A 21,674-nucleotide genomic window follows, 5' to 3' on the forward strand; every position below is an offset into this window, starting at 1 on the left:
TTTGTTTATTGCCAGTTGGAATAAGAAAGGACTTCATGAAACGTCTGCTGCTAACTGCGGTTCTCACCGTATTGATGATCGCCGAAGTTCACGCCGAGTCCTTCACTATCTCTGATATCCGCGTCAATGGCCTCCAGCGGGTCTCTGCGGGTAGCGTCTTTGGTGCCTTGCCGTTGAACGTCGGCGAGCAGGCGGACGATCGTCGCCTGGTGGAATCCACTCGTGCGTTGTTCAAAACCGGTTTCTTTCAAGATATCCAGCTGGGCCGCGAAGGCAACGTACTGGTAATCACGGTCGTTGAACGTCCGTCGGTTGCCAGTATCGAGATCGAAGGCAACAAGGCGATCTCGACTGAAGACCTGATGAAAGGCCTGAAGCAATCCGGTCTGTCCGAAGGTGAAATCTTCCAGCGCGCCACCCTTGAAGGTGTGCGTAACGAGCTGCAACGTCAATACGTTGCTCAAGGCCGTTACTCGGCGACCGTTGATACCGAAGTGGTATCGCAGCCGCGCAACCGTGTTGGTCTGAAAGTGAAGATCAACGAAGGCACCGTCGCTGCCATTCAGCACATCAACGTGGTGGGCAACACGGTCTTCCCTGAAGAAGACCTGACCGACCTGTTCGAACTGAAGACCACCAACTGGCTGTCGTTCTTCAAGAACGACGACAAGTACGCCCGTGAAAAACTTTCCGGTGACCTGGAGCGTCTGCGTTCCTACTATCTGGATCGTGGCTATATCAACATGGATATCGCTTCGACCCAGGTGTCGATCACCCCGGACAAGAAGCACGTCTACATCACCGTCAACGTGACTGAAGGCGAGAAGTACACCGTTCGTGACGTCAAACTCAGCGGTGACCTGAAAGTACCTGAAGACCAGGTCAAATCCCTGCTGCTGGTGCAGAAAGGCCAGGTGTTCTCGCGCAAGCTGATGACCACCACCTCCGAACTGATCACCCGTCGTCTGGGTAACGAGGGTTACACCTTCGCCAACGTCAACGGCGTTCCTCAACCGCATGACGATGATCACACTGTAGATATCCTGTTTGCCGTCGATCCGGGCAAGCGCGCTTACGTCAACCGCATCAACTTCCGTGGCAACACCAAGTCGGAAGACGAAGTGCTGCGTCGTGAAATGCGTCAGATGGAAGGTGGCTGGGCTTCGACTTACCTGATCGACCAATCCAAGACCCGTCTTGAGCGTCTGGGCTTCTTCAAAGAAGTCAACGTTGAAACCCCGGCCGTTCCAGGTGTCGACGACCAGGTTGACGTCAACTACAGCGTAGAAGAGCAGGCTTCCGGTTCGATTACCGCCAGCGTCGGTTTCGCCCAGAGTGCCGGTCTGATCCTCGGTGGTTCGATCACCCAGAACAACTTCCTCGGTACCGGTAACCGCGTAAGCGTCGGCCTGACCCGCAGTGAATACCAGAGCCGCTACAACTTCGGCTATGTTGATCCGTACTGGACTGCTGATGGCGTGAGCCTGGGTTACAACGCTTTCTATCGCACCACTGACTACGATGACCTCGATGTCGACGTAGCAAGCTACGCGGTGGACAGCCTGGGCGCTGGCGTCAACGTCGGCTACCCGATCAGCGAGACGTCGCGCCTGACCTTCGGTGCGTCGGTGCAACAGGACAAGATCAAGACCGGTCAGTACACCGTCGACGAGATTTTCGACTTCGTTAACCGCGAAGGCGACAACTACCTGAACTTCAAGGCGTCCGCCGGCTGGTCCGAGTCGACGCTGAACAAGGGCGTTCTGCCGACTCGTGGCCGTTCCCAGAGCCTGACGCTGGAAAGCACGATTCCAGGCAGCGATCTGTCGTTCTTCAAACTCGACTATCGTGGCCAGTTGTTCCAGCCGCTGAGCGAAAACTACACCATGCGCCTGCACACCGAGCTGGGTTACGGCGATGGTTATGGTTCGACCGAAGGCTTGCCGTTCTATGAAAACTACTATGCTGGTGGTTTCAACTCGGTTCGTGGCTTCAAGGACAGCACTCTGGGTCCTCGCAGTACCCCGAGTACCGGTGCCAATGGTACTTTGCGAGACCCGGATCAGGATCCGCTGCCATTCGGTGGTAACGTTTTGATCCAGGGCGGTGTTGAAGTGCTGTTCCCGCTGCCGTTTGTGAAGGATCAGCGTTCCCTGCGTACCTCGGTATTCTGGGACGTCGGTAACGTGTTCGATTCCCAGTGCAAAGACACCAAAAATACCGATGGCTCGAAATCCAACACGCAGTGCAACGACATCAGCCTCAGCAACATGGCCAGCTCTGTCGGTGTAGGCGTGACCTGGGTCACCGCACTGGGTCCTCTGAGTTTCGCACTGGCGATGCCGATCAAGAAACCGGATGACGCTGAAACTCAAGTGTTCCAATTCTCCCTCGGCCAGACGTTCTAAGCGTCTGACCCAAGATAACGACAATGGATTTTGTAGGAGTGCATCGTGCGTAAGTTGACTCAATTGGTTCTCCTGGCCTCCGTACTGGTGGCAGGCCCGGCATTTGCCGACATGAAAATCGCCGTTCTGAACTATCAGATGGCTCTGCTGGAATCCGACGCGGCCAAGAAATATGCCGTGGACGCCGAGAAGAAGTTTGGTCCGCAACTGACCAAACTGAAGACTCTGGAAAGCAGCGCCAAAGGCATTCAGGATCGTCTGATGGCCGGCGGCGACAAGATGCAGCAAGGCGAGCGTGAGCGTCTGGAGCTTGAATTCAAGCAAAAGGCCCGTGATTTCCAGTTCCAGTCCAAGGAACTGAACGAAGCCAAAGCCGTTGCTGACCGTGAAATGCTCAAGCAACTGAAGCCGAAACTGGATGGCGCAGTGGAAGAAGTCATCAAGAAAGGTGCTTTCGACCTGGTCTTCGAGCGTGGTGCAGTCATCGATGTCAAACCTCAGTACGACATCACGCGCCAGGTTATCGAGCGTATGAATCAGCTGAAGTAACCCATGACCGTGACTATCAAACTCGGCCGGTTGGCCGAGTTCCTCGGGGCCACCCTGCGTGGCGACGCGGAAAAGCAAATTACTGGGCTAGCCACTTTGCAAGAGGCTGGCCCAGCTCAGTTGAGCTTTCTGGCAAATCCCCAATACCGTAAATACCTGGCTGACTCACAGGCTGCAGCACTGTTGCTCAAAGCTGCTGATGCCGAAGGTTATGCCGGTGATGCGTTGGTGGTGCCGGATCCTTATCTGGCTTACGCACGTATCTCCCATCTGTTCGATCCAAAACCGAAAGCCGCTGCGGGTATCCATTCCACGGCAGTGATCGCGGCGGACGCGGTAGTTGATCCTGCCGCCAGCATCGGTCCCTTTGTGGTGATTGAAGCCGGCGCGCGGATTGCTGCGGGCGTGACACTCGGTGCGCATTGTTTCATTGGCGCTCGCAGCGAGATCGGTGAAGGTGGCTGGCTGGCTCCGCGGGTGACGCTGTACCACGACGTGCGCATCGGCAAACGTGTGGTCATTCAGTCCGGCGCCGTGCTCGGCGGTGAAGGCTTCGGCTTTGCCAACGAGAAAGGCATCTGGCAGAAAATCGCCCAGATTGGTGGCGTGACCATCGGTGACGATGTGGAGATTGGCGTGAATACCGCCATCGACCGTGGTGCGTTGGCCGATACCGTGATCGGTAATGGCGTGAAGCTCGACAACCAGATTCAGATCGCCCACAACGTTCAGGTCGGTGATCACACCGCCATGGCCGCTTGCGTGGGGATCTCCGGCAGCACCAAAATCGGCAAGCATTGCATGCTCGCCGGTGGTGTCGGCCTGGTCGGACACATCGATATTTGCGACAACGTTTTCCTGACCGGGATGACCATGGTGACCCACTCGATTACCGAGCCGGGCGCTTATTCATCCGGTACAGCCATGCAACCGGCGGCCGAGTGGCGCAAAAGCGCGGCCCGCATTCGTCAGCTGGACGACATCGCGCGACGATTGCGCCAGCTGGAAAAGCGCTCCGGGGAAGTGACCCCTGACGGTAATGCTTCATCTGAAGGCTGATACCATTTCCATATCAAGAGTGCACAGCCTCTGGACTGCCTCCTTGATTTGCTAGAGGAGCGCGCGTCAGTCGCGCGTTCCCAATCTTTACATAGGCTTCCTCCCGAAATGATGGACATCAACGAGATTCGCGAATACCTGCCTCACCGTTACCCGTTCCTGCTGGTGGACCGGGTCGTGGATCTGGATGTGGAAGGCAAGCGCATTCGCGCCTACAAGAATGTCAGCATCAACGAACCGTTCTTCAATGGTCACTTCCCGGCGCATCCAATCATGCCCGGCGTACTGATCATCGAAGCCATGGCTCAGGCTGCGGGGATTCTGGGCTTCAAGATGCTGGACGTGAAGCCGGCTGATGGCACCCTGTACTACTTCGTCGGCTCCGACAAGCTGCGCTTCCGCCAGCCGGTCAAGCCAGGCGATCAGTTGATCCTCGAGGCAACGTTCATCAGCTGCAAGCGCAAGATCTGGAAGTTTGAATGCCAGGCTTCGGTCGATGGCAAGCCGGTCTGCTCCGCCGAAATCATCTGCGCGGAACAAAAAGTATGAGTTTGATTGACCCTCGCGCAATCATCGATCCGTCGGCCGTTCTGGCTGACGGCGTCGAGGTCGGCCCGTGGTCGATCGTCGGCGCAGGTGTGGAAATCGGCGAGGGTACAGTGATCGGGCCACACGTGATCCTCAAGGGTCCGACCCGCATCGGCAAACACAATCGCATCTACCAGTTTTCCTCGGTAGGCGAAGACACGCCTGACTTGAAGTACAAGGGTGAAGAAACCCGTTTGGTGATCGGTGACCATAACGTCATCCGTGAAGGCGTGACGATTCACCGTGGCACCGTGCAGGATCGTTCCGAAACGACGCTGGGCGATCACAACCTGATCATGGCCTACGCGCACATCGGTCATGACAGCGTTATCGGTAACCACTGCATTCTGGTCAACAACACCGCGTTGGCCGGGCACGTTCACGTCGATGACTGGGCGATCCTCTCCGGTTTCACCCTCGTGCATCAGTATTGCCATATCGGCGCCCACAGCTTTTCCGGCATGGGTACGGCGATCGGCAAGGATGTGCCAGCGTTCGTTACCGTGTTCGGCAACCCGGCCGAAGCGCGCAGCATGAACTTCGAAGGCATGCGCCGTCGCGGTTTCAGCGAAGACGCGATCCACGCTTTGCGCCGCGCCTACAAAACGGTTTACCGCCAAGGCTTGACCGTTGAGCAAGCGCTGGGCGAACTGGCCGAGCCTGCTGCGCAGTTCCCGGAAGTCGCCATTTTTCGTGACTCGATCCAGTCGTCGACTCGCGGCATCACTCGCTGATCATGGCCAATTTGCGTATTGCGCTGGTAGCGGGTGAGGCTTCCGGTGACATTCTCGGCGCCGGTCTGATGCGTGCTCTCAAGGCTCAGCACCCGACGGTCGAGTTCATCGGCGTCGGCGGCCCGCTGATGGAAGCCGAAGGCATGACCTCGCATTTTCCAATGGAACGTCTGTCGGTGATGGGCCTGGTGGAAGTTCTCGGGCGCTTGCGTGAGTTGCTCAAGCGCCGCAAGGACTTGATCGCGATGCTGATCGCGCAGAAACCGGACGTGTTCATCGGTATCGATGCCCCGGATTTCAACCTCAATATCGAACTCAAGCTGCGTCAGGCCGGGATCAAGACCGTGCATTACGTCAGCCCGTCGGTGTGGGCATGGCGCCAGAAACGCGTGCTGAAGATTCGCGAAGGTTGCGATCTGATGCTCACGCTGTTCCCGTTTGAAGCCAAATTCTACGAAGAGAAGGGCGTACCGGTACGGTTCGTCGGCCATTCGCTGGCCGATGCCATTCCCCTGCAGGCCGATCGCGAAGCCGCGCGTGCCGAGTTGGGCTTGCCTGACGGGCCGCTGGTGGCATTGATGCCCGGCAGCCGTGGCGGCGAAGTTGGTCGTCTCGGCGCGTTGTTCCTCGATACCGCCGAACGTCTGCGCGCGATGCGCCCCGGTGTGCGTTTCGTCATGCCTTGCGCCAGCCCGCAGCGTCGGGTGCAACTTGAAGAATTGCTCGCCGGGCGTGATCTGCCGGTAACCCTGCTCGATGGCAAGTCGCATCTGGCACTGGCGGCGTGCAACGCGGTGTTGATCGCCTCCGGCACCGCCACGCTTGAAGCGTTGCTGTACAAGCGCCCGATGGTGGTTGCCTACCGCCTCGCACCGCTGACGTTCTGGATCCTCAAGCGCATGGTCAAGAGTCCGTACGTGTCTTTGCCAAACCTGCTGGCCCAGCGCCTGCTGGTCCCGGAATTGTTGCAAGACGACGCGACGGTCGAAGCGCTGGCGCAGACTCTTTCGCCACTGATCGAAGGCGGGGAAGAGCAGACGCGCGGTTTTGACGAGATTCACCGCACCCTGCGTCTCGACGCTTCCAACCAGGCGGCGCAAGCCGTGCTGAACCTGATCGGTCAAACACGATGAGCAAGACAACCATGCAGATGGGCCTCGATTTCACCTTGGTCGCCGAAGTCGAAGAGCTGGTGGCCGGTGTCGATGAAGTCGGACGCGGTCCGTTGTGCGGCGCGGTGGTTACCGCTGCGGTGATCCTTGATCCGAACCGGCCGATCCTCGGCCTCAACGATTCGAAGAAGCTCACCGAAGCCAGGCGCGAAAAGCTCTACGACGAAATCTGCGAGAAAGCGCTGAGCTGGTGCATCGCGCGCGCCGAAGTCGAAGAAATCGACAAGCTGAACATCCTCCACGCCACCATGCTGGCCATGCAGCGCGCGATCGCCGGGCTGCATATTCAGCCTAAACTGGCGATGATCGACGGCAACCGCTGCCCGCATTTGCCGATGCGAGCTGAGGCCGTGGTCAAGGGCGACAGCAAGGTGCCGGCCATCGCGGCGGCGTCGATTCTGGCCAAAGTCAGTCGTGATCGCGAGATGTCGGCGTTCGAGCTGATCTATCCGGGTTATGGCATCGGCGGGCACAAAGGCTATCCGACGCCCGTTCATCTGGAAGCCCTCGCACGGCTTGGGCCGACGCCCATTCACCGTCGCTCGTTCGCCCCGGTGCGTCTGGCGTACGAGGCGCTGGAAGGCCTGACACAGGTTTAAGCGCAAGGCTGATGTTTTCGCCAAGGCCCGGTACAATCCGGGCCTTGTTGTTTTCATGACTATACGCAGGATCACTATGCCGGCTTCATTCGTTCATCTACGCCTGCACACTGAATACTCCCTGGTCGACGGGCTGGTGCGGATCAAGCCGCTGGTCAAGGCCCTGACCGGCATGGGCATGCCGGCCGTTGCGGTCACTGACCAGAACAACATGTGTTCCTTGGTCAAATTCTATAAAAACGCCATGGGTGCCGGGATCAAGCCGATCTGCGGCGCCGACCTGTGGCTGTCGAACAAGGATCCGGACGCGCCGCTGAGCCGGATCAGCCTGCTGGCGATGGACGCTCAGGGCTATCGCAACCTGACCGAACTGATTTCCCGTGGTTTCATCGACGGCCAGCGCAACGGCTCGGTGATCATCGAGCGCGAGTGGGTGGCCGAGGCCAGCGCCGGGTTGATCATGCTCTCGGCGGCGAAAGAGGGCGAAATCGGCATGGCCCTGATCAGCGGCAACATCGCTGAAGCCGAGGCCCTGACGCGCGAATGGATGAGTGTCTTCCCGGATCGTTTCTATCTGGAAATCCAGCGCACCAATCGCCCCAACGATGAAGAACAACTGCACGGCGCCGTGGCCCTGGCCGACAAGCTCGGCGCGCCGCTGGTGGCGAGCAACGATGTGCGCTTCATCAAGCAGGAAGATTTTGCTGCCCACGAAACCCGCGTTTGCATCGGTGAGGGCCGCGCCCTCGACGATCCGCGGCGATCGAAGAATTACAGCGATCAGCAGTACCTGAAAAGCGCGGAAGAAATGGCTGAGCTGTTCAGCGATATTCCCGAGGCGCTGGAAAACACCGTCGAGATCGCCAAACGCTGCAACATCGAAGTGAAGCTGGGTACGCACTTTCTGCCCAACTTCCCGATTCCCGATGGCATGACCATCGATGAATATTTCCGCAAGGTATCGTTCGAAGGTCTGGAAGATCGCTTGTCGGTCCTGCTGCCCAAGGACACCACCGAGGACTACGAGGCCAGGCGTCAGGTCTACGTTGACCGGTTGAATTTCGAGCTGGATATCATCATCCAGATGGGCTTCCCCGGTTACTTCCTGATCGTTATGGACTTCATCCAGTGGGCCAAGAGCAACGGCGTGCCGGTCGGCCCGGGTCGTGGATCGGGTGCCGGTTCGCTGGTGGCCTATGTGCAGAAGATCACCGACCTCGATCCGCTGGAATATGACCTGCTGTTCGAACGTTTCCTCAACCCGGAACGGGTATCCATGCCCGACTTCGACGTCGACTTCTGCATGGACGGGCGGGACCGGGTAATCGACTACGTGGCCGAGAAATACGGTCGCAACGCAGTAAGCCAGATCATCACCTTCGGTTCCATGGCCGCCAAGGCTGTGGTGCGTGACGTGGCGCGGGTGCAGGGCAAGTCCTACGGTCTGGCGGATCGTCTGTCGAAGATGATTCCGTTCGAAGTCGGCATGACTCTCGAGAAAGCCTACGAGCAGGAAGAGATCCTGCGCGACTTCATCAAGGTCGATGAAGAAGCGGCTGAAATCTGGGAGATGGCGCGCAAGCTCGAAGGTGTGGTGCGTAACGTCGGTAAACACGCCGGTGGTGTGGTTATCGCGCCAACCAAGCTGACCGACTTCTCGCCGATCTATTGCGACGAAGCGGGCGACGGTCTGGTAACCCAGTTCGACAAAGACGACGTGGAGGCTGCCGGTCTGGTGAAGTTCGACTTCCTCGGCCTGCGCACCCTGACGGTTATCGACTGGGCGCTGAAGACCATCAACCGCGACCGCGCCAAGGTCGATCAGCCGCCGCTGGACATCGCCTTCATCCCGCTGGACGACAAGCCGACTTATCAACTGCTGCAAAAAGCTGAAACCACTGCAGTGTTCCAGCTCGAGTCGCGCGGCATGAAAGAGCTGATCAAAAAGCTCAAGCCCGACTGCCTGGAAGACTTGATCGCACTGGTGGCGCTGTTCCGTCCTGGCCCGCTGCAATCGGGCATGGTTGACGACTTCATCAACCGTAAGCACGGTCGCGCCGAGCTGGCGTACCCGCACTCGGACTACCAGTACGAAGGCCTCAAGCCGGTATTGGCGCCGACTTACGGCATCATCCTGTATCAGGAACAGGTGATGCAGATTGCCCAGGTCATGGCCGGTTACACCCTCGGCGGTGCCGACATGCTGCGTCGGGCCATGGGTAAGAAAAAGCCCGAAGAAATGGCCAAGCAGCGCGGCGGTTTCATTGAAGGCTGCAAGACCAACAACATCGAAGCTGATCTTGCCGGTAACATTTTCGACCTGGTGGAAAAATTCGCCGGTTACGGCTTCAACAAGTCTCACTCCGCCGCCTATGGTCTGGTGTCTTACCAGACTGCCTGGCTGAAAACCCATTACCCGGCGCCGTTCATGGCTGCGGTACTGTCGGCGGACATGCATAACACCGACAAGGTCGTGACCTTGATCGAAGAAATTCGCACCATGAAGCTGCGTCTCGACGCGCCGGATGTGAACACTTCGGAATTCAAGTTCACGGTAAATGACGAAGGCCGGATCATTTATGGCCTTGGCGCAATCAAGGGTGTGGGCGAGGGGCCGGTCGAGGCAATCACCGAGGCGCGCCAGGACGGGCCGTTCAAGGATTTGTTCGATTTCTGCGCCCGGGTCGACCTCAAACGCATCAACAAGCGCACCCTCGACGGATTGATCCGCAGCGGCGCGCTGGATCGTCTCGGTCCGTACTTCCATGAAGAGCAAAAGGCGTATCAGGCCAACATCGATCGCAATCGCGCGGTACTGCTGGCGGCGATGGAAGGGGCGATCAAGGCTGCCGAGCAAACCGCGCGCACCCATGACAGCGGTCACGCCGACCTGTTTGGCGGGCTGTTCGTCGAGGCCGATGCCGATGTTTACGCGACCCATCGCAAGGCCAAGGAGCTGACGCTAAAGGAGCGGCTCAAAGGTGAGAAAGACACCTTGGGTCTGTACCTGACCGGTCACCCGATCGACGAATACGAAGGCGAAATCCGCCGTTTCGCCCGCCAGCGCATCATCGACCTGAAACCGGCCCGGGATACGCAGACCGTGGCGGGGATGATCATCGCCCTGCGGGTGATGAAGAACAAAAAGGGCGACAAGATGGGCTTCATCACCCTCGACGACCGCTCCGGACGGATCGAGGCGTCGCTGTTTGCCGAAGCGTTCCATTCCGCGCAATCGCTGTTGCAGACCGACGCGATGGTGGTGGTCGAGGGTGAAGTCAGCAACGACGACTTCTCCGGTGGCCTGCGCCTGCGGGTCAAGCGCGTGATGAGCATGGAAGATGCGCGTACCAATCTGGCTGAAAGCTTGCGTCTGAAGCTGCAGACTCAGGATCTGAAGGGCGATCAGCTACGCTGGTTGGGTGACCTGCTCAAGCGTCATCGCGGCGCGTGCCCGATCACCATGGAGTACACCAGCCCCGACGCGAAGACCTTGCTGACGTTCGGCGAGACCTGGCGAATCGATCCGGCGGATGCGTTGATTCAAGCCCTGCGTGACCAGTTCGGGCGAGACAACGTCTTCCTCCAATACCGTTGACCGGCAGGGTGCCACCAAGCGCCTTGCCCGCGACCTGAATTTTTAATCTCGACCTTAGCGCGCCTTTTCCTTAAGGTAGGGCGCGAATAGACAACCGGCCGGCCCAAGCTCATTTGGGACACGACCCAAGACGGACGCCTATGAACCCGAATTTTCTAGATTTCGAACAGCCGATCGCCGACCTGCAAGCCAAGATCGAAGAGTTGCGCTTGGTCGGTAATGACAATTCGCTGAATATCGGCGATGAGATCTCCCGCCTGCAGGACAAGAGCAAAACGCTCACCGAAGACATCTTCGGCAAACTGACCAGCTGGCAGATCGCACGTCTGGCGCGTCACCCGAAGCGCCCGTACACCCTGGACTATATCGAGCACATCTTCACCGAGTTCGACGAACTGCACGGCGACCGTCACTTCTCCGATGACGCGGCAATCGTTGGCGGTATCGCTCGCCTCGACGAGCAGCCGGTGATGATCATCGGTCACCAGAAAGGCCGCGAAGTGCGCGAGAAAGTTCGTCGCAACTTCGGCATGCCGCGTCCGGAAGGCTACCGCAAGGCCTGCCGTCTGATGGAAATGGCCGAGCGTTTCAAAATGCCGATCCTGACCTTCATCGACACCCCGGGTGCTTACCCTGGGATCGACGCCGAAGAGCGTAACCAGAGCGAAGCAATCGCCTGGAACCTGCGCGTCATGGCCCGCCTGAAAACCCCGATCATCGCCACCGTTATCGGTGAAGGTGGTTCTGGCGGCGCACTGGCGATTGGCGTCTGCGACCAACTGAACATGCTGCAATATTCGACCTACGCGGTGATCTCACCGGAAGGTTGCGCTTCGATTCTGTGGAAAACCGCCGAAAAAGCACCGGATGCCGCAGAAGCAATGGGCATCACTGCCGAGCGCCTGAAAGGTCTGGGCATTGTGGACAAGGTGATTGGCGAGCCTCTGGGCGGCGCCCACCGTGATCCGGCTGCGGCTGCTGCATCGATCCGTGCCGAGCTGAGCTCGCAACTGGCGATGCTGCAGAAGTTCGATAACGAAGCGCTGCTCAAGCGCCGTTATGATCGACTGATGAGCTACGGTCTCTAAGTCGACCGTAGTAACCCTGTAGGAGCTGCCGCAGGCTGCGATCTTTTGACCTTGTTTGTTTTAAGATCAAAAGATCGCAGCCTGCGGCAGCTCCTACAGGTTTTTATGAGAAGTGATCAATCTCCATGAATCCTTCGAAAAGTGATCTGCTCTCCCGGCTTCTGCTGAATCTCGAGCCTTGGCGCAATGCCGCCCACTGGCGCATCGCCTTCTCCGGTGGTCTCGACTCCACCGTCCTGCTGCACATCCTCGCCCATCTCGCAAAATTCGGTCCCATGCCGGCACTCAGCGCCATCCATGTCCATCATGGCCTGCAGCCTGTGGCTGACGCGTGGCCTAAGCATTGCCAAGAATTTTGTGAAGCGCTGGGCGTCCCATTACAGGTGGTTCGCGTGCAGGTGCAAACGGGTGCAAGCCTGGAGCGCGCCGCGCGGGATGCTCGCTACGTGGCGTTCAGTTCCGTGACGCAAGCCGATGATGTCCTGCTGACCGCGCAGCACCGTGACGATCAGGCGGAAACTCTGCTGTTTCGGCTGCTGCGTGGCGCCGGTGTGCGTGGTTTGTCCGGCATGCCGGCCGAGCGGCCGTTGGGGCAGGGTAGGCTGGTGCGGCCGTTGCTCGACGTGACCCGTGCCGAGCTGGAGGCCTACGCGCAAGCCAACCAACTGAGCTGGATCGAAGACCCGTCCAATCAAGATCACCAGTTCTCACGCAATTACCTGCGTCATCAGGCAATGCCGGTGCTTACCGCGCGCTGGCCGCAGGCACAGGCGAACATGGCGCGCAGTGCCACGCATCTGAGGGAGGCGCAGGGATTGCTCGACGAGCTGGCGCAGATCGATCTGGCTGACGCGAACACTTCACATGAATTCGAATGGCTGCGAATTCCTTCTTTGCAAATGACCGCACTGACGACGCTGTCACCCGCGCGTCAACGCAATGCGCTCAGCCATTGGCTGCAAGCGCTGACGCGACTGCCAGACACTGACCATTGGTCGGGTTGGACGGATCTGTGCGACGCCGCCGGCGACGCCTCGCCGATCTGGCGGCTGGCTGACGGCGAACTGCACAGAAGCGCCGGCCGTGTGTGGTGGCTGAGTAATCAATGGCTGCGCACACCGGTGGTCAGCAACCTTTGGCACGACCCTGCGCAGCCACTACGCTTGGGCGATAACGGTCATGTGATGTTCCGCGGTCCGGCTCCCGCAGGCCCGCTGCACATTCGCTATCGGCAGGGCGGTGAGGTGCTGCATCTGGCCGAGCGTGGCCATCGCGACCTCAAACGCCTGCTTAATGAGCGCGCGGTGCCGGGCTTCGTGCGTGGCAGATTGCCGCTGCTGTTTCGTGGCGAAGAATTGCTCGCGGTGGCGAACCTGCCGGGGCTCGACGGCAATCCGCAGCAAGGCTGGCGATTGCATTGGGGTCACGCGGAAGAAGATCAAGGTTTGAGATGAAGGGGGCATTCCGGTAGACTACGCTCCCTTCTTGATACAACTTCTGTGGATTCGCCTGAATTGCAGGAGTTGCCGATTACCAAGCAGTCTTTGCTGGGCGATTCCAAAAAATGTGTAGCGAGCAACGTACCGGTGTTTCACCTGCCGGTCTGTCCCAACGCGGCGGTTTTTTTGAAAGGTGCACTGTGATTAATGCAGGTGATCGGGGGCTTCGGCCTTCCTTCGCTTTCCCCGGCGGCTCGTACCGCTTTAACGCAGACTTCTAGGGTTTTTCATGACGCGCTACATATTCGTCACGGGCGGTGTTGTTTCTTCTTTGGGGAAAGGCATTGCATCGGCATCATTGGCGGCGATCCTGGAGGCGCGGGGGCTTAAGGTCACCATGCTCAAACTGGATCCGTACATCAACGTCGATCCGGGCACCATGAGCCCGTTCCAGCACGGTGAGGTGTTCGTCACCCACGACGGCGCCGAGACTGACCTGGACCTGGGCCACTACGAGCGGTTCATCCGCACGACCATGACCCAGAACAACAACTTCACCACCGGCCGTGTCTACGAGCACGTGCTGCGCAAAGAGCGTCGTGGCGACTACCTGGGTGCAACCATCCAGGTAATTCCGCACATTACCGACGAGATCAAGCGCCGCATCATCAAAGGCGCGGGCGATGCTGACGTGGCAATGGTCGAGATCGGTGGCACCGTGGGTGACATCGAGTCGCAACCGTTCCTCGAAGCCATCCGTCAATTGCGCTTCGAAGTCGGCGCCAAGCGCGCGATGCTGATGCACCTGACGCTGGTGCCGTACATCGCCACCGCTGGCGAGACCAAAACCAAGCCGACTCAGCATTCCGTCAAGGAACTGCGTTCGATCGGCCTGCAGCCAGACGTACTGGTGTGCCGTTCCGATCACCCGATCGACATTTCGTCGCGTCGCAAGATCGCCCAGTTCACCAACGTTGAAGAACGTGCGGTGATTGCGCTGGAAGACGCCGACACTATCTACAAGATCCCGGGCATTCTGCACTCGCAGGGTCTGGATGATTTCGTGGTTGAGCGTTTTGGCCTGCAATGCGGCAGCGCTGACCTGTCCGAGTGGGAAGCAGTGGTTGACGCCAAGCTGAACCCGGAACACGAAGTGACCATCGCGATGGTCGGCAAGTACATGGAGCTGCTGGATGCCTACAAGTCGCTGATTGAAGCGATGAGTCACGCCGGCATCAGCAACCGCACCAAGGTCAACCTGCGCTACATCGATTCCGAAGACATCGAGAACCAGGGCACTGCCTTGCTCGAAGGTGTTGACGCGATCCTCGTACCGGGCGGCTTCGGTCTGCGCGGCGTGGAAGGCAAGATCACTGCCGTTCAGTTCGCTCGCGAAAACAAGATTCCATACCTCGGCATTTGCCTGGGCATGCAAGTGGCGGTCATCGAGTTCGCACGTAACGTGATGGGCTGGAAAGACGCCAACTCCACCGAGTTCGACAGCAAGAGCGGTCACCCGGTCGTGGGTCTGATCACCGAGTGGGAAGACGCTACCGGCGCGGTCGAAACCCGTACCGAAGCGTCCGATCTGGGCGGCACCATGCGTCTCGGCGCTCAGGAATGCCTGCTTGAAGCCGGCTCCAAAGTGCACGATTGCTACGCCAAGGATGTGATTGTCGAGCGTCACCGTCATCGCTACGAAGTGAACAACAACCTGCTGCCACAGATGATGGAAGCCGGCCTGAAAATTTCCGGCCGTTCCGCTGATGCGGCGCTGGTTGAAGTGGTCGAAGCTGCGGATCACCCATGGTTTGTCGCTTGCCAGTTCCACCCGGAGTTCACCTCGACACCACGTGACGGTCATCCGCTGTTCAGTGGCTTCGTCAAGGCAGCATTGGCTCAACACCAGAAGAAGGCGTAACCCCGATGGCACAGAAGATCATCCGCGTCGGCGACATCGAGATTGCCAACGACAAACCCATGGTGCTGTTCGGCGGCATGAACGTGCTGGAAAGCCGCGACATGGCCATGCAGGTTTGCGAAGAGTACGTGAAGGTTACTGAAAAACTCGGTATCCCTTACGTGTTCAAGGCCAGCTTCGACAAGGCCAACCGGTCTTCTGTGACCTCCTATCGCGGTCCTGGCCTGGAAGAAGGCATGCGCATCTTCCAGGACATCAAGGAAGCCTTCGGCGTGCCGATCATCACCGACGTCCACGAGCCTGAACAGGCTGCAGTGGTCGCCGAGGTCTGCGACATCATTCAGTTGCCGGCCTTCCTGTCGCGCCAGACCGACCTTGTGGTTGCAATGGCCAAGACCGGCGCCGTAATCAACATCAAAAAAGCCCAGTTCCTTGCACCGCACGAGATGAAACACATCCTCAGCAAGTGCGTGGAAGCGGGTAACGATCAGTTGATCCTCTGCGAGCGTGGTTCGAGCTTCGGCTACAACAACCTCGTGGTCGACATGCTCGGCTTCGGCATCATGAAGCAGTTCGAGTACCCGGTGTTCTTCGATGTGACCCACTCGCTGCAAATGCCTGGCGGTCGTTCCGACTCCGCTGGCGGCCGTCGCGCCCAGGTCACTGACCTCGCCAAGGCTGGCATCAGCCAGTCGCTGGCCGGTCTGTTCCTCGAAGCTCACCCGGATCCGGACAACGCCAAATGCGACGGCCCTTGTGCCTTGCGCCTGGACAAACTGGAGCCATTCCTGGCCCAGCTCAAAGCTCTGGACGAACTGGTGAAGAGTTTTCCGACGGTAGAAACCGCGTAACACTCGAATCTCCGGTAAAGTACCGCACGATTTGTCGCTCATGCCCTCGGGCATGAGCGTTGTCGTCTGCAAGTCTGCCCGCTGTACCTCGCTTGCCGACGATTGAAGATTTCCTCTAGCTGCGTCGTTTTCGTCAACTTTGGAGTGTTTACAACAATGGCAAAAATCGTCGACATCAAAGGTCGTGAAGTTCTCGACTCCCGTGGCAATCCCACCGTGGAAGCGGACGTGCTTCTCGACAACGGCATCATCGGCAGCGCTTGCGCGCCGTCCGGTGCATCCACTGGCTCGCGTGAAGCACTCGAGCTGCGTGATGGCGACAAGAGCCGTTACCTGGGCAAGGGCGTGCTCAAGGCAGTAGCCAACATCAACGGTCCGATCCGCGATCTGCTGCTGGGTACTGACCCAAGCGACCAGAAAGCGCTGGATCACGCGATGATCAAGCTCGACGGTACCGAAAACAAAGCAACCCTGGGCGCCAACGCCATCCTCGCGGTGTCTCTGGCTGCGGCCAAGGCTGCTGCACAGGATCAGGATCTGCCGCTGTACGCACACATTGCCAATCTGAACGGCACGCCGGGTGTTTACTCGATGCCGGTGCCGATGATGAACATCATCAACGGTGGCGAGCACGCCGATAACAACGTCGACATCCAGGAATTCATGGTGCAGCCGGTTGGCGCCAAGTCGTTCTCGGAAGGTCTGCGCATGGGCACCGAAATTTTCCATCACCTCAAAGCTGTGTTGAAGGCCCGTGGCCTGAGCACCGCTGTTGGTGATGAAGGTGGTTTCGCACCGAACCTGGCGTCCAACGAAGATGCGCTGAAAGTGATCTCCGAAGCTGTGGCCAACGCCGGTTACAAGCTGGGCACCGACGTGACCCTGGCACTGGACTGCGCGGCCAGCGAATTTTATGAAGACGGCAAGTACAACCTGTCCGGCGAAGGTCAGGTGTTCACTGCTGAAGGTTTCGCCGACTACCTCAAAGGTCTGACCGAGCGTTACCCGATCATCTCCATCGAAGACGGTCTGGACGAGTCCGACTGGGCTGGCTGGAAGATCCTCACCGACAAAATCGGCGAGAAAGTGCAGCTGGTTGGCGACGACTTGTTCGTGACCAACACCAAGATCCTGAAAGAAGGCATCGATAAAAAGATCGCCAACTCGATCCTGATCAAGTTCAACCAGATCGGCACCCTGACCGAAACTCTGGAAGCCATCCAGATGGCCAAGGCTGCCGGTTACACCGCCGTGATCTCGCACCGCTCGGGCGAAACCGAAGATTCGACCATTGCCGACTTGGCTGTGGGCACCTCGGCTGGCCAGATCAAGACCGGTTCGCTGTGCCGTTCCGACCGCGTTTCCAAGTACAACCAACTGCTGCGTATCGAAGAGCAGTTGAATGGCAAAGCCAAGTACAACGGTCGCTCCGAGTTCCGCGGTTAAGCGATTGCTGGTAAAAAGACAGCGGATTGTGTCGAAAAACTCGCAGCAGCGATGAATTTGCCACTAATCTGATGCCTTATATGCACAAGCCTGGATTTTCCAGGCTTCGTGCTATCAGATGCTTCAAGTTTTGCATGGCTGTCTTTTTTCACTGGATACCTGATATTCGATGCGCAGTCCCTATTGGTTGTTTCTCGTCTTGCTCTTGCTCCTGGCCGGTTTGCAGTACCGCCTGTGGGTGGGCAATGGCAGCCTCGCGCAAGTGGCCGAATTGAATCAGCAGATTGCCGATCAACACGCCGAGAACGAAGGCTTGCTGGAACGCAACCGGGTGATGGACGCCGAAGTCAGTGAGCTGAAGAAAGGCATGGAGACCGTTGAAGAACGCGCTCGCCATGAACTGGGCATGGTCAAGGACGGCGAAACCCTTTACCAGTTGGCCCAATGATCGATTCCCTGCCGGCCTTCTGGGCCGTGATTCCTGCCGCGGGCGTCGGTGCCCGAATGGCCGCGGACCGTCCCAAGCAATATTTGCAACTGGGCGGGCGCACAATTCTTGAACACAGCCTCGGCTGTTTCCTCGATCACCCGAGCCTCAAAGGCCTGGTGGTCAGTCTTGCTTCTGATGATCCTTATTGGCCGAACCTGGCCTGCGCCAGCGACTCGCGTATTCAGCGTGTCGAGGGTGGCAGCGAGCGTTCCGGTTCAGTGCTCAATGCGTTGCTGTACCTGCATGCGCAAGGTGCCGACGATGAGGATTGGGTACTGGTGCACGATGCGGCACGGCCCAATCTGAGCCGCGATGACCTCGACAAACTGCTGAGTGAACTGGCTGACGATCCAGTCGGCGGTCTGCTGGCGGTGCCTGCGAAAGACACGCTGAAGCGGGTCGACAAGCACGGTCGCGTGGTTGAAACCGTGGATCGCAGTGTGATCTGGCAGGCGTATACGCCGCAGATGTTCCGCCTCGGCGCTTTGCATCGTGCGCTGGCAGACAGTCTGGTCGCCGACGCGGTGATTACCGACGAAGCCTCGGCGATGGAGTGGGCCGGTCTGGCCCCGCGTCTGATCGAAGGTCGCGCAGACAACCTCAAAGTCACCCGCCCCGAAGATCTCGAATCGCTGCGCCAGCGCTGGGCCAACCGCCGCTAGAGCCGATACTCCGGCCGTTCGGCCAAGCCTTCCTTGAGAAAATCCACCAGTTTGCGCACCTTCGGCGACAAGTGTCGCTGTTGCGGATACAACGCCCACACGGCTGTGTTCGGCGGTTGATGCGCCTCCAGCAGGGAAATCAATGCGCCGCTGTGCAGATGCTCCAGCACGTAATAATCCGGCAACTGACACAACCCCACCCCTTGCAGCGCTGCATCGAGCACCGCTTGCCCACTGTTGCAGCGCCAGTTTCCCTGCACCCGTTGGGAAAATTCCCGCCCGTTTTGCTCTAACTGCCACATATCCGAGCTGCCGATCAGGCAATTGTGCCGACTGAGTTCCGACAAACTGTGTGGGCGACCATAGCGTTCGACGTAGGAAGGTGACGCGCAGAGATACATGCGGCGCGGCGCCAAGCGTGTCGCCACCAGCCGCGAATCCTGCAAACGGCCGAGCCGGATCGCCAGATCGAGGCCTTCATGCACGAGGTCGAGTTGGCGGTTGCTCAACTCGATGTCGATGCGCAATTGCGGATACAGACCCATGAACCGCGTCACCAGCGGCACGATGAATCGTTCGCCGTAAGCCACGGCGCAGGTCATGCGCAGCATGCCTTTGGGTTCGCTGGTCAGATCACCAACCGCGCGCAAAGCCTCTTCGCGTCCATCCTGCAGGCGTTGGCAATGTTGCAGAAAGGTCTGTCCGGCCTCGGTCAGCGTCACGCGGCGGGTACTGCGATACAGCAGGCGCGTCTGTAAACGCTCTTCCAGTCGTACGATTTGTCGACTGACGTGTGAGGAAGAAACCCCCAGCCGTTCAGCGGCAGCGGTGAACTGGCTGCATTCGGCAACGGCAACAAACTCGTCAATGCCTTCCCAGCGGTTTTCGGACATCAGGATTATCCCTGTGTGGCAATAATGTTTTGCTTTTGTCCGGATTATTCATCGTAGAGCTGTGTATTACACTCTCTGTCTGCTTTTTTATTTAATGGATTCACTGGAGAGTCAGCATGATTAAGTCGCGCGCCGCCGTTGCCTTCGAGGCCAAGAAACCGCTGGAAATCGTAGAAGTCGATGTCGCCATGCCCAAGGCCGGTGAAGTGTTGCTGCGCGTGGTGGCTTCCGGGGTTTGCCACACTGACGCCTACACTTTGTCCGGCGCCGATCCGGAAGGCATCTTCCCGTCGATCCTCGGCCACGAAGGTGGTGCGATCGTTGAGGCAATCGGCGAGGGCGTGACCTCGGTTGCCGTCGGCGACCATGTGATTCCGCTGTACACCCCGGAATGCGGCCAGTGCAAATTCTGTAAGTCGGGCAAGACCAACCTGTGTCAGGCGATTCGCGCGACTCAGGGCAAAGGCTTGATGCCGGACGGCACTTCGCGTTTTTCCTACAAGGGTCAAACGATTTTCCACTACATGGGTACTTCGACGTTTTCCGAATACACCGTGCTGCCGGAAATCTCCGTGGCCAAAATCGCCAAGGACGCGCCGCTGGAGAAGGTCTGCCTGCTCGGTTGCGGCGTGACCACCGGCATCGGCGCCGTGCTCAACACCGCCAAGGTCAAGCCTGGTGACACCGTAGCCATTTTCGGTCTCGGTGGCATCGGCCTTTCGGCAGTCATCGGCGCAGTGAAAGCCAAGGCAGCACGCATCATTGCCATCGACATCAATCCGGCCAAGTTCGAAATTGCCAAACAATTGGGCGCGACCGACTGCGTCAACCCGAAGGACTTTGATCGCCCGATTCAGGAAGTGATCGTCGACATGACTGACGGCGGCGTCGACTTCTCCTTCGAGTGCATCGGCAACGTGCAGCTGATGCGCGCAGCGCTTGAGTGCTGCCACAAAGGCTGGGGCGAATCGGTGATCATCGGCGTGGCCGGTGCCGGTCAGGAAATTTCCACTCGTCCATTCCAGTTGGTCACCGGTCGCGTCTGGCGCGGTTCGGCGTTCGGCGGCGTACGTGGCCGTACCGAACTGCCAAGCTACGTCGAGATGGCCCAGAGCGGTGAAATCCCGCTGGATACTTTCATCACCCACACCATGGGTCTGGAAGATATCAACAAGGCATTCGACCTGATGCACGAAGGCAAGAGCATCCGTACCGTCATTCATTTCTGATCATTCGCGACAGCTACGGTTGCGTAGGCATGCATCCGTAGCTGCGTAGGAGTCTTTACATGAGCCTGGAAAACATCTCCTGTCAGAAGAGTTTCGGCGGCTGGCACAAGCGCTATCGGCATCGCTCGGATGTGCTGGGTTGCGACATGATCTTCGCTGTGTACCTGCCGCCGCAGGCAGAGCAGGGCGGCAAGTTGCCGGTGCTGTACTGGCTGTCGGGCCTGACCTGCACCGACGAAAACTTCATGCACAAGGCCGGCGCGCTGCGCATGGCCGCCGAGCTCGGGCTGATCATCGTTGCGCCGGACACCAGTCCGCGCGGCCCGGATGTGCCGGGTGATCCGGATGGCGCGTGGGATTTTGGCCTTGGTGCCGGGTTTTATCTGAATGCCACGCAGGAACCCTGGTCGCGGCACTATCGGATGCATGACTACGTCGTGCAGGAATTGCCTTCACTGGTTGAAGCGCATTTCCCGGCGTCGGGCAAACGCAGCATCAGCGGCCACTCCATGGGCGGGCACGGTGCGCTGGTTTGCGCGTTGCGTAATCCGGGGCGCTATCAGTCGGTGTCGGCGTTTTCGCCAATCAACAACCCGATGGATTGCCCGTGGGGGCAGAAAGCGTTCTCTCGCTACTTGGGCGAAGACCGTTCGAAGTGGAAGGAGTGGGACGCCTGCGCACTGATCGCCGAGGCTGACGAAAAGCTGCCGTTGCTGGTCGATCAAGGTGATCGCGATGACTTCCTCGAGAATCAGCTCAAGCCCGAAGCCCTGCAACAAGCGGCAAAACAAGCGGGTCATCCGCTGACGTTGCGCCTGCAACCGGGCTACGACCACAGCTATTTCTTCATCGCCAGCTTCATAGACGACCACTTGCAGCATCATGCACGCGCCCTCAAGGGCTAATGCAGGTAGAATCACGCCCTGACAAAAATCGGGGCGTTTTTTT

Annotated in this window: 18 protein-coding genes; 17 read left to right on the forward strand and 1 reads right to left on the reverse strand. The window is 58.7% G+C overall.

Annotated features, from left to right (window positions below; translation table 11 throughout):
• Positions 1 to 35 precede the first annotated feature (35 nt).
• From bamA to ispD, 15 genes are all read left to right on the forward strand, one after another.
• Positions 36 to 2,408: an outer membrane protein assembly factor BamA gene (bamA, locus tag ACP7BN_RS22650; protein WP_420648327.1), complete on the forward strand. Its 2,373-nt coding sequence runs from the start codon at positions 36 to 38 to the stop codon at positions 2,406 to 2,408.
• A gap of 45 nt (positions 2,409 to 2,453) precedes the next feature.
• Complete coding sequence (locus tag ACP7BN_RS22655; protein WP_420648326.1) at positions 2,454 to 2,957, forward strand: OmpH family outer membrane protein; 504 nt, start codon at positions 2,454 to 2,456, stop codon at positions 2,955 to 2,957.
• 3 nt (positions 2,958 to 2,960) lie between these two features.
• Positions 2,961 to 4,016, forward strand: coding sequence for a UDP-3-O-(3-hydroxymyristoyl)glucosamine N-acyltransferase (gene lpxD, locus ACP7BN_RS22660; protein ID WP_426206166.1), 1,056 nt, complete (start codon positions 2,961 to 2,963; stop codon positions 4,014 to 4,016).
• 108 nt (positions 4,017 to 4,124) lie between these two features.
• Positions 4,125 to 4,565: a 3-hydroxyacyl-ACP dehydratase FabZ gene (gene fabZ, locus ACP7BN_RS22665; RefSeq protein ID WP_008028982.1), complete on the forward strand. Its 441-nt coding sequence runs from the start codon at positions 4,125 to 4,127 to the stop codon at positions 4,563 to 4,565.
• Positions 4,562 to 5,338, forward strand: a complete 777-nt coding sequence (gene lpxA, locus ACP7BN_RS22670; protein ID WP_420648324.1) for an acyl-ACP--UDP-N-acetylglucosamine O-acyltransferase — start codon at positions 4,562 to 4,564, stop codon at positions 5,336 to 5,338. The genes fabZ and lpxA overlap by 4 nt, the downstream gene beginning before the upstream one ends.
• 2 nt (positions 5,339 to 5,340) lie before the next feature.
• Complete coding sequence (lpxB, locus tag ACP7BN_RS22675; RefSeq protein ID WP_426206168.1) at positions 5,341 to 6,471, forward strand: lipid-A-disaccharide synthase; 1,131 nt, start codon at positions 5,341 to 5,343, stop codon at positions 6,469 to 6,471.
• A gap of 11 nt (positions 6,472 to 6,482) precedes the next feature.
• On the forward strand, positions 6,483 to 7,109 hold the full coding sequence (rnhB, locus tag ACP7BN_RS22680; RefSeq protein WP_426206222.1) for a ribonuclease HII: 627 nt from the start codon (positions 6,483 to 6,485) through the stop codon (positions 7,107 to 7,109).
• A gap of 76 nt (positions 7,110 to 7,185) precedes the next feature.
• Positions 7,186 to 10,707 (forward strand): DNA polymerase III subunit alpha, encoded by a 3,522-nt coding sequence (gene dnaE, locus ACP7BN_RS22685; RefSeq protein ID WP_426206170.1) that lies wholly within the window; start codon positions 7,186 to 7,188, stop codon positions 10,705 to 10,707.
• Positions 10,708 to 10,847: 140 nt separating this feature from the next.
• Positions 10,848 to 11,795, forward strand: a complete 948-nt coding sequence (locus ACP7BN_RS22690) for an acetyl-CoA carboxylase carboxyltransferase subunit alpha (RefSeq protein WP_420648321.1) — start codon at positions 10,848 to 10,850, stop codon at positions 11,793 to 11,795.
• Between the two features lie 125 nt (positions 11,796 to 11,920).
• Positions 11,921 to 13,249: a tRNA lysidine(34) synthetase TilS gene (gene tilS, locus ACP7BN_RS22695; protein WP_426206171.1), complete on the forward strand. Its 1,329-nt coding sequence runs from the start codon at positions 11,921 to 11,923 to the stop codon at positions 13,247 to 13,249.
• Between the two features lie 274 nt (positions 13,250 to 13,523).
• A complete protein-coding gene (locus ACP7BN_RS22700) occupies positions 13,524 to 15,155 on the forward strand; it encodes a CTP synthase (protein ID WP_420648319.1) in 1,632 nt (543 codons plus the stop codon).
• A 5-nt stretch (positions 15,156 to 15,160) separates the two neighbouring features.
• The gene (gene kdsA, locus ACP7BN_RS22705) at positions 15,161 to 16,006 is read left to right on the forward strand and encodes a 3-deoxy-8-phosphooctulonate synthase (protein WP_420648318.1); all 846 of its coding nucleotides are present in this window, start codon (positions 15,161 to 15,163) and stop codon (positions 16,004 to 16,006) included.
• 156 nt (positions 16,007 to 16,162) lie between these two features.
• On the forward strand, positions 16,163 to 17,452 hold the full coding sequence (gene eno, locus ACP7BN_RS22710) for a phosphopyruvate hydratase (RefSeq protein WP_042557893.1): 1,290 nt from the start codon (positions 16,163 to 16,165) through the stop codon (positions 17,450 to 17,452).
• 169 nt (positions 17,453 to 17,621) lie between these two features.
• On the forward strand, positions 17,622 to 17,900 hold the full coding sequence (gene ftsB, locus ACP7BN_RS22715) for a cell division protein FtsB (protein WP_007908838.1): 279 nt from the start codon (positions 17,622 to 17,624) through the stop codon (positions 17,898 to 17,900).
• Positions 17,897 to 18,604: a 2-C-methyl-D-erythritol 4-phosphate cytidylyltransferase gene (ispD, locus tag ACP7BN_RS22720; protein ID WP_426206173.1), complete on the forward strand. Its 708-nt coding sequence runs from the start codon at positions 17,897 to 17,899 to the stop codon at positions 18,602 to 18,604. Before ftsB ends, ispD begins: the two co-directional genes overlap by 4 nt.
• Here the strand turns inward: ispD and ACP7BN_RS22725 are convergent.
• Positions 18,601 to 19,497, reverse strand: coding sequence for a LysR substrate-binding domain-containing protein (locus tag ACP7BN_RS22725; RefSeq protein ID WP_426206175.1), 897 nt, complete (start codon positions 19,495 to 19,497; stop codon positions 18,601 to 18,603). The two genes, ispD and ACP7BN_RS22725, sit on opposite strands and share 4 nt — an antisense overlap.
• Before the next feature lie 116 nt (positions 19,498 to 19,613).
• On the opposite strand from ACP7BN_RS22725, the gene ACP7BN_RS22730 reads away from it, so the two are divergent.
• Both ACP7BN_RS22730 and fghA read left to right on the forward strand, forming a co-directional pair.
• On the forward strand, positions 19,614 to 20,726 hold the full coding sequence (locus tag ACP7BN_RS22730) for an S-(hydroxymethyl)glutathione dehydrogenase/class III alcohol dehydrogenase (RefSeq protein ID WP_420648315.1): 1,113 nt from the start codon (positions 19,614 to 19,616) through the stop codon (positions 20,724 to 20,726).
• A 59-nt stretch (positions 20,727 to 20,785) separates the two neighbouring features.
• Positions 20,786 to 21,631 carry an S-formylglutathione hydrolase gene (fghA, locus tag ACP7BN_RS22735; RefSeq protein ID WP_426206176.1) on the forward strand — a complete coding sequence of 282 codons (846 nt, stop codon included), beginning with the start codon at positions 20,786 to 20,788 and terminating at the stop codon, positions 21,629 to 21,631.
• Positions 21,632 to 21,674: the final 43 nt, after the last annotated feature.

Origin of the sequence: Pseudomonas sp. TWP3-1 (genome assembly GCF_049896625.1) — a bacterium.
Classification (GTDB): Bacteria; Pseudomonadota; Gammaproteobacteria; order Pseudomonadales; family Pseudomonadaceae; genus Aquipseudomonas.

Bases quoted from the DNA above. Each gene is read 5' to 3' on its own strand.
- ACP7BN_RS22700 (WP_420648319.1), top strand. From the start codon at position 13,524: ATGACGCGCTACATATTCGTCACGGGCGGTGTTGTTTCTTCTTTGGGG.
- fghA (WP_426206176.1), top strand. From the start codon at position 20,786: ATGAGCCTGGAAAACATCTCCTGTCAGAAGAGTTTCGGCGGCTGGCAC.
- bamA (WP_420648327.1), top strand. From the start codon at position 36: ATGAAACGTCTGCTGCTAACTGCGGTTCTCACCGTATTGATGATCGCC.
- lpxA (WP_420648324.1), top strand. From the start codon at position 4,562: ATGAGTTTGATTGACCCTCGCGCAATCATCGATCCGTCGGCCGTTCTG.
- lpxD (WP_426206166.1), top strand. From the start codon at position 2,961: ATGACCGTGACTATCAAACTCGGCCGGTTGGCCGAGTTCCTCGGGGCC.
- ACP7BN_RS22690 (WP_420648321.1), top strand. From the start codon at position 10,848: ATGAACCCGAATTTTCTAGATTTCGAACAGCCGATCGCCGACCTGCAA.
- rnhB (WP_426206222.1), top strand. From the start codon at position 6,483: ATGCAGATGGGCCTCGATTTCACCTTGGTCGCCGAAGTCGAAGAGCTG.
- tilS (WP_426206171.1), top strand. From the start codon at position 11,921: ATGAATCCTTCGAAAAGTGATCTGCTCTCCCGGCTTCTGCTGAATCTC.
- ACP7BN_RS22730 (WP_420648315.1), top strand. From the start codon at position 19,614: ATGATTAAGTCGCGCGCCGCCGTTGCCTTCGAGGCCAAGAAACCGCTG.
- fabZ (WP_008028982.1), top strand. From the start codon at position 4,125: ATGATGGACATCAACGAGATTCGCGAATACCTGCCTCACCGTTACCCG.
- ACP7BN_RS22725 (WP_426206175.1), bottom strand. From the start codon at position 19,497: ATGTCCGAAAACCGCTGGGAAGGCATTGACGAGTTTGTTGCCGTTGCC.
- ispD (WP_426206173.1), top strand. From the start codon at position 17,897: ATGATCGATTCCCTGCCGGCCTTCTGGGCCGTGATTCCTGCCGCGGGC.
- lpxB (WP_426206168.1), top strand. From the start codon at position 5,341: ATGGCCAATTTGCGTATTGCGCTGGTAGCGGGTGAGGCTTCCGGTGAC.
- ftsB (WP_007908838.1), top strand. From the start codon at position 17,622: ATGCGCAGTCCCTATTGGTTGTTTCTCGTCTTGCTCTTGCTCCTGGCC.
- kdsA (WP_420648318.1), top strand. From the start codon at position 15,161: ATGGCACAGAAGATCATCCGCGTCGGCGACATCGAGATTGCCAACGAC.
- dnaE (WP_426206170.1), top strand. From the start codon at position 7,186: ATGCCGGCTTCATTCGTTCATCTACGCCTGCACACTGAATACTCCCTG.
- eno (WP_042557893.1), top strand. From the start codon at position 16,163: ATGGCAAAAATCGTCGACATCAAAGGTCGTGAAGTTCTCGACTCCCGT.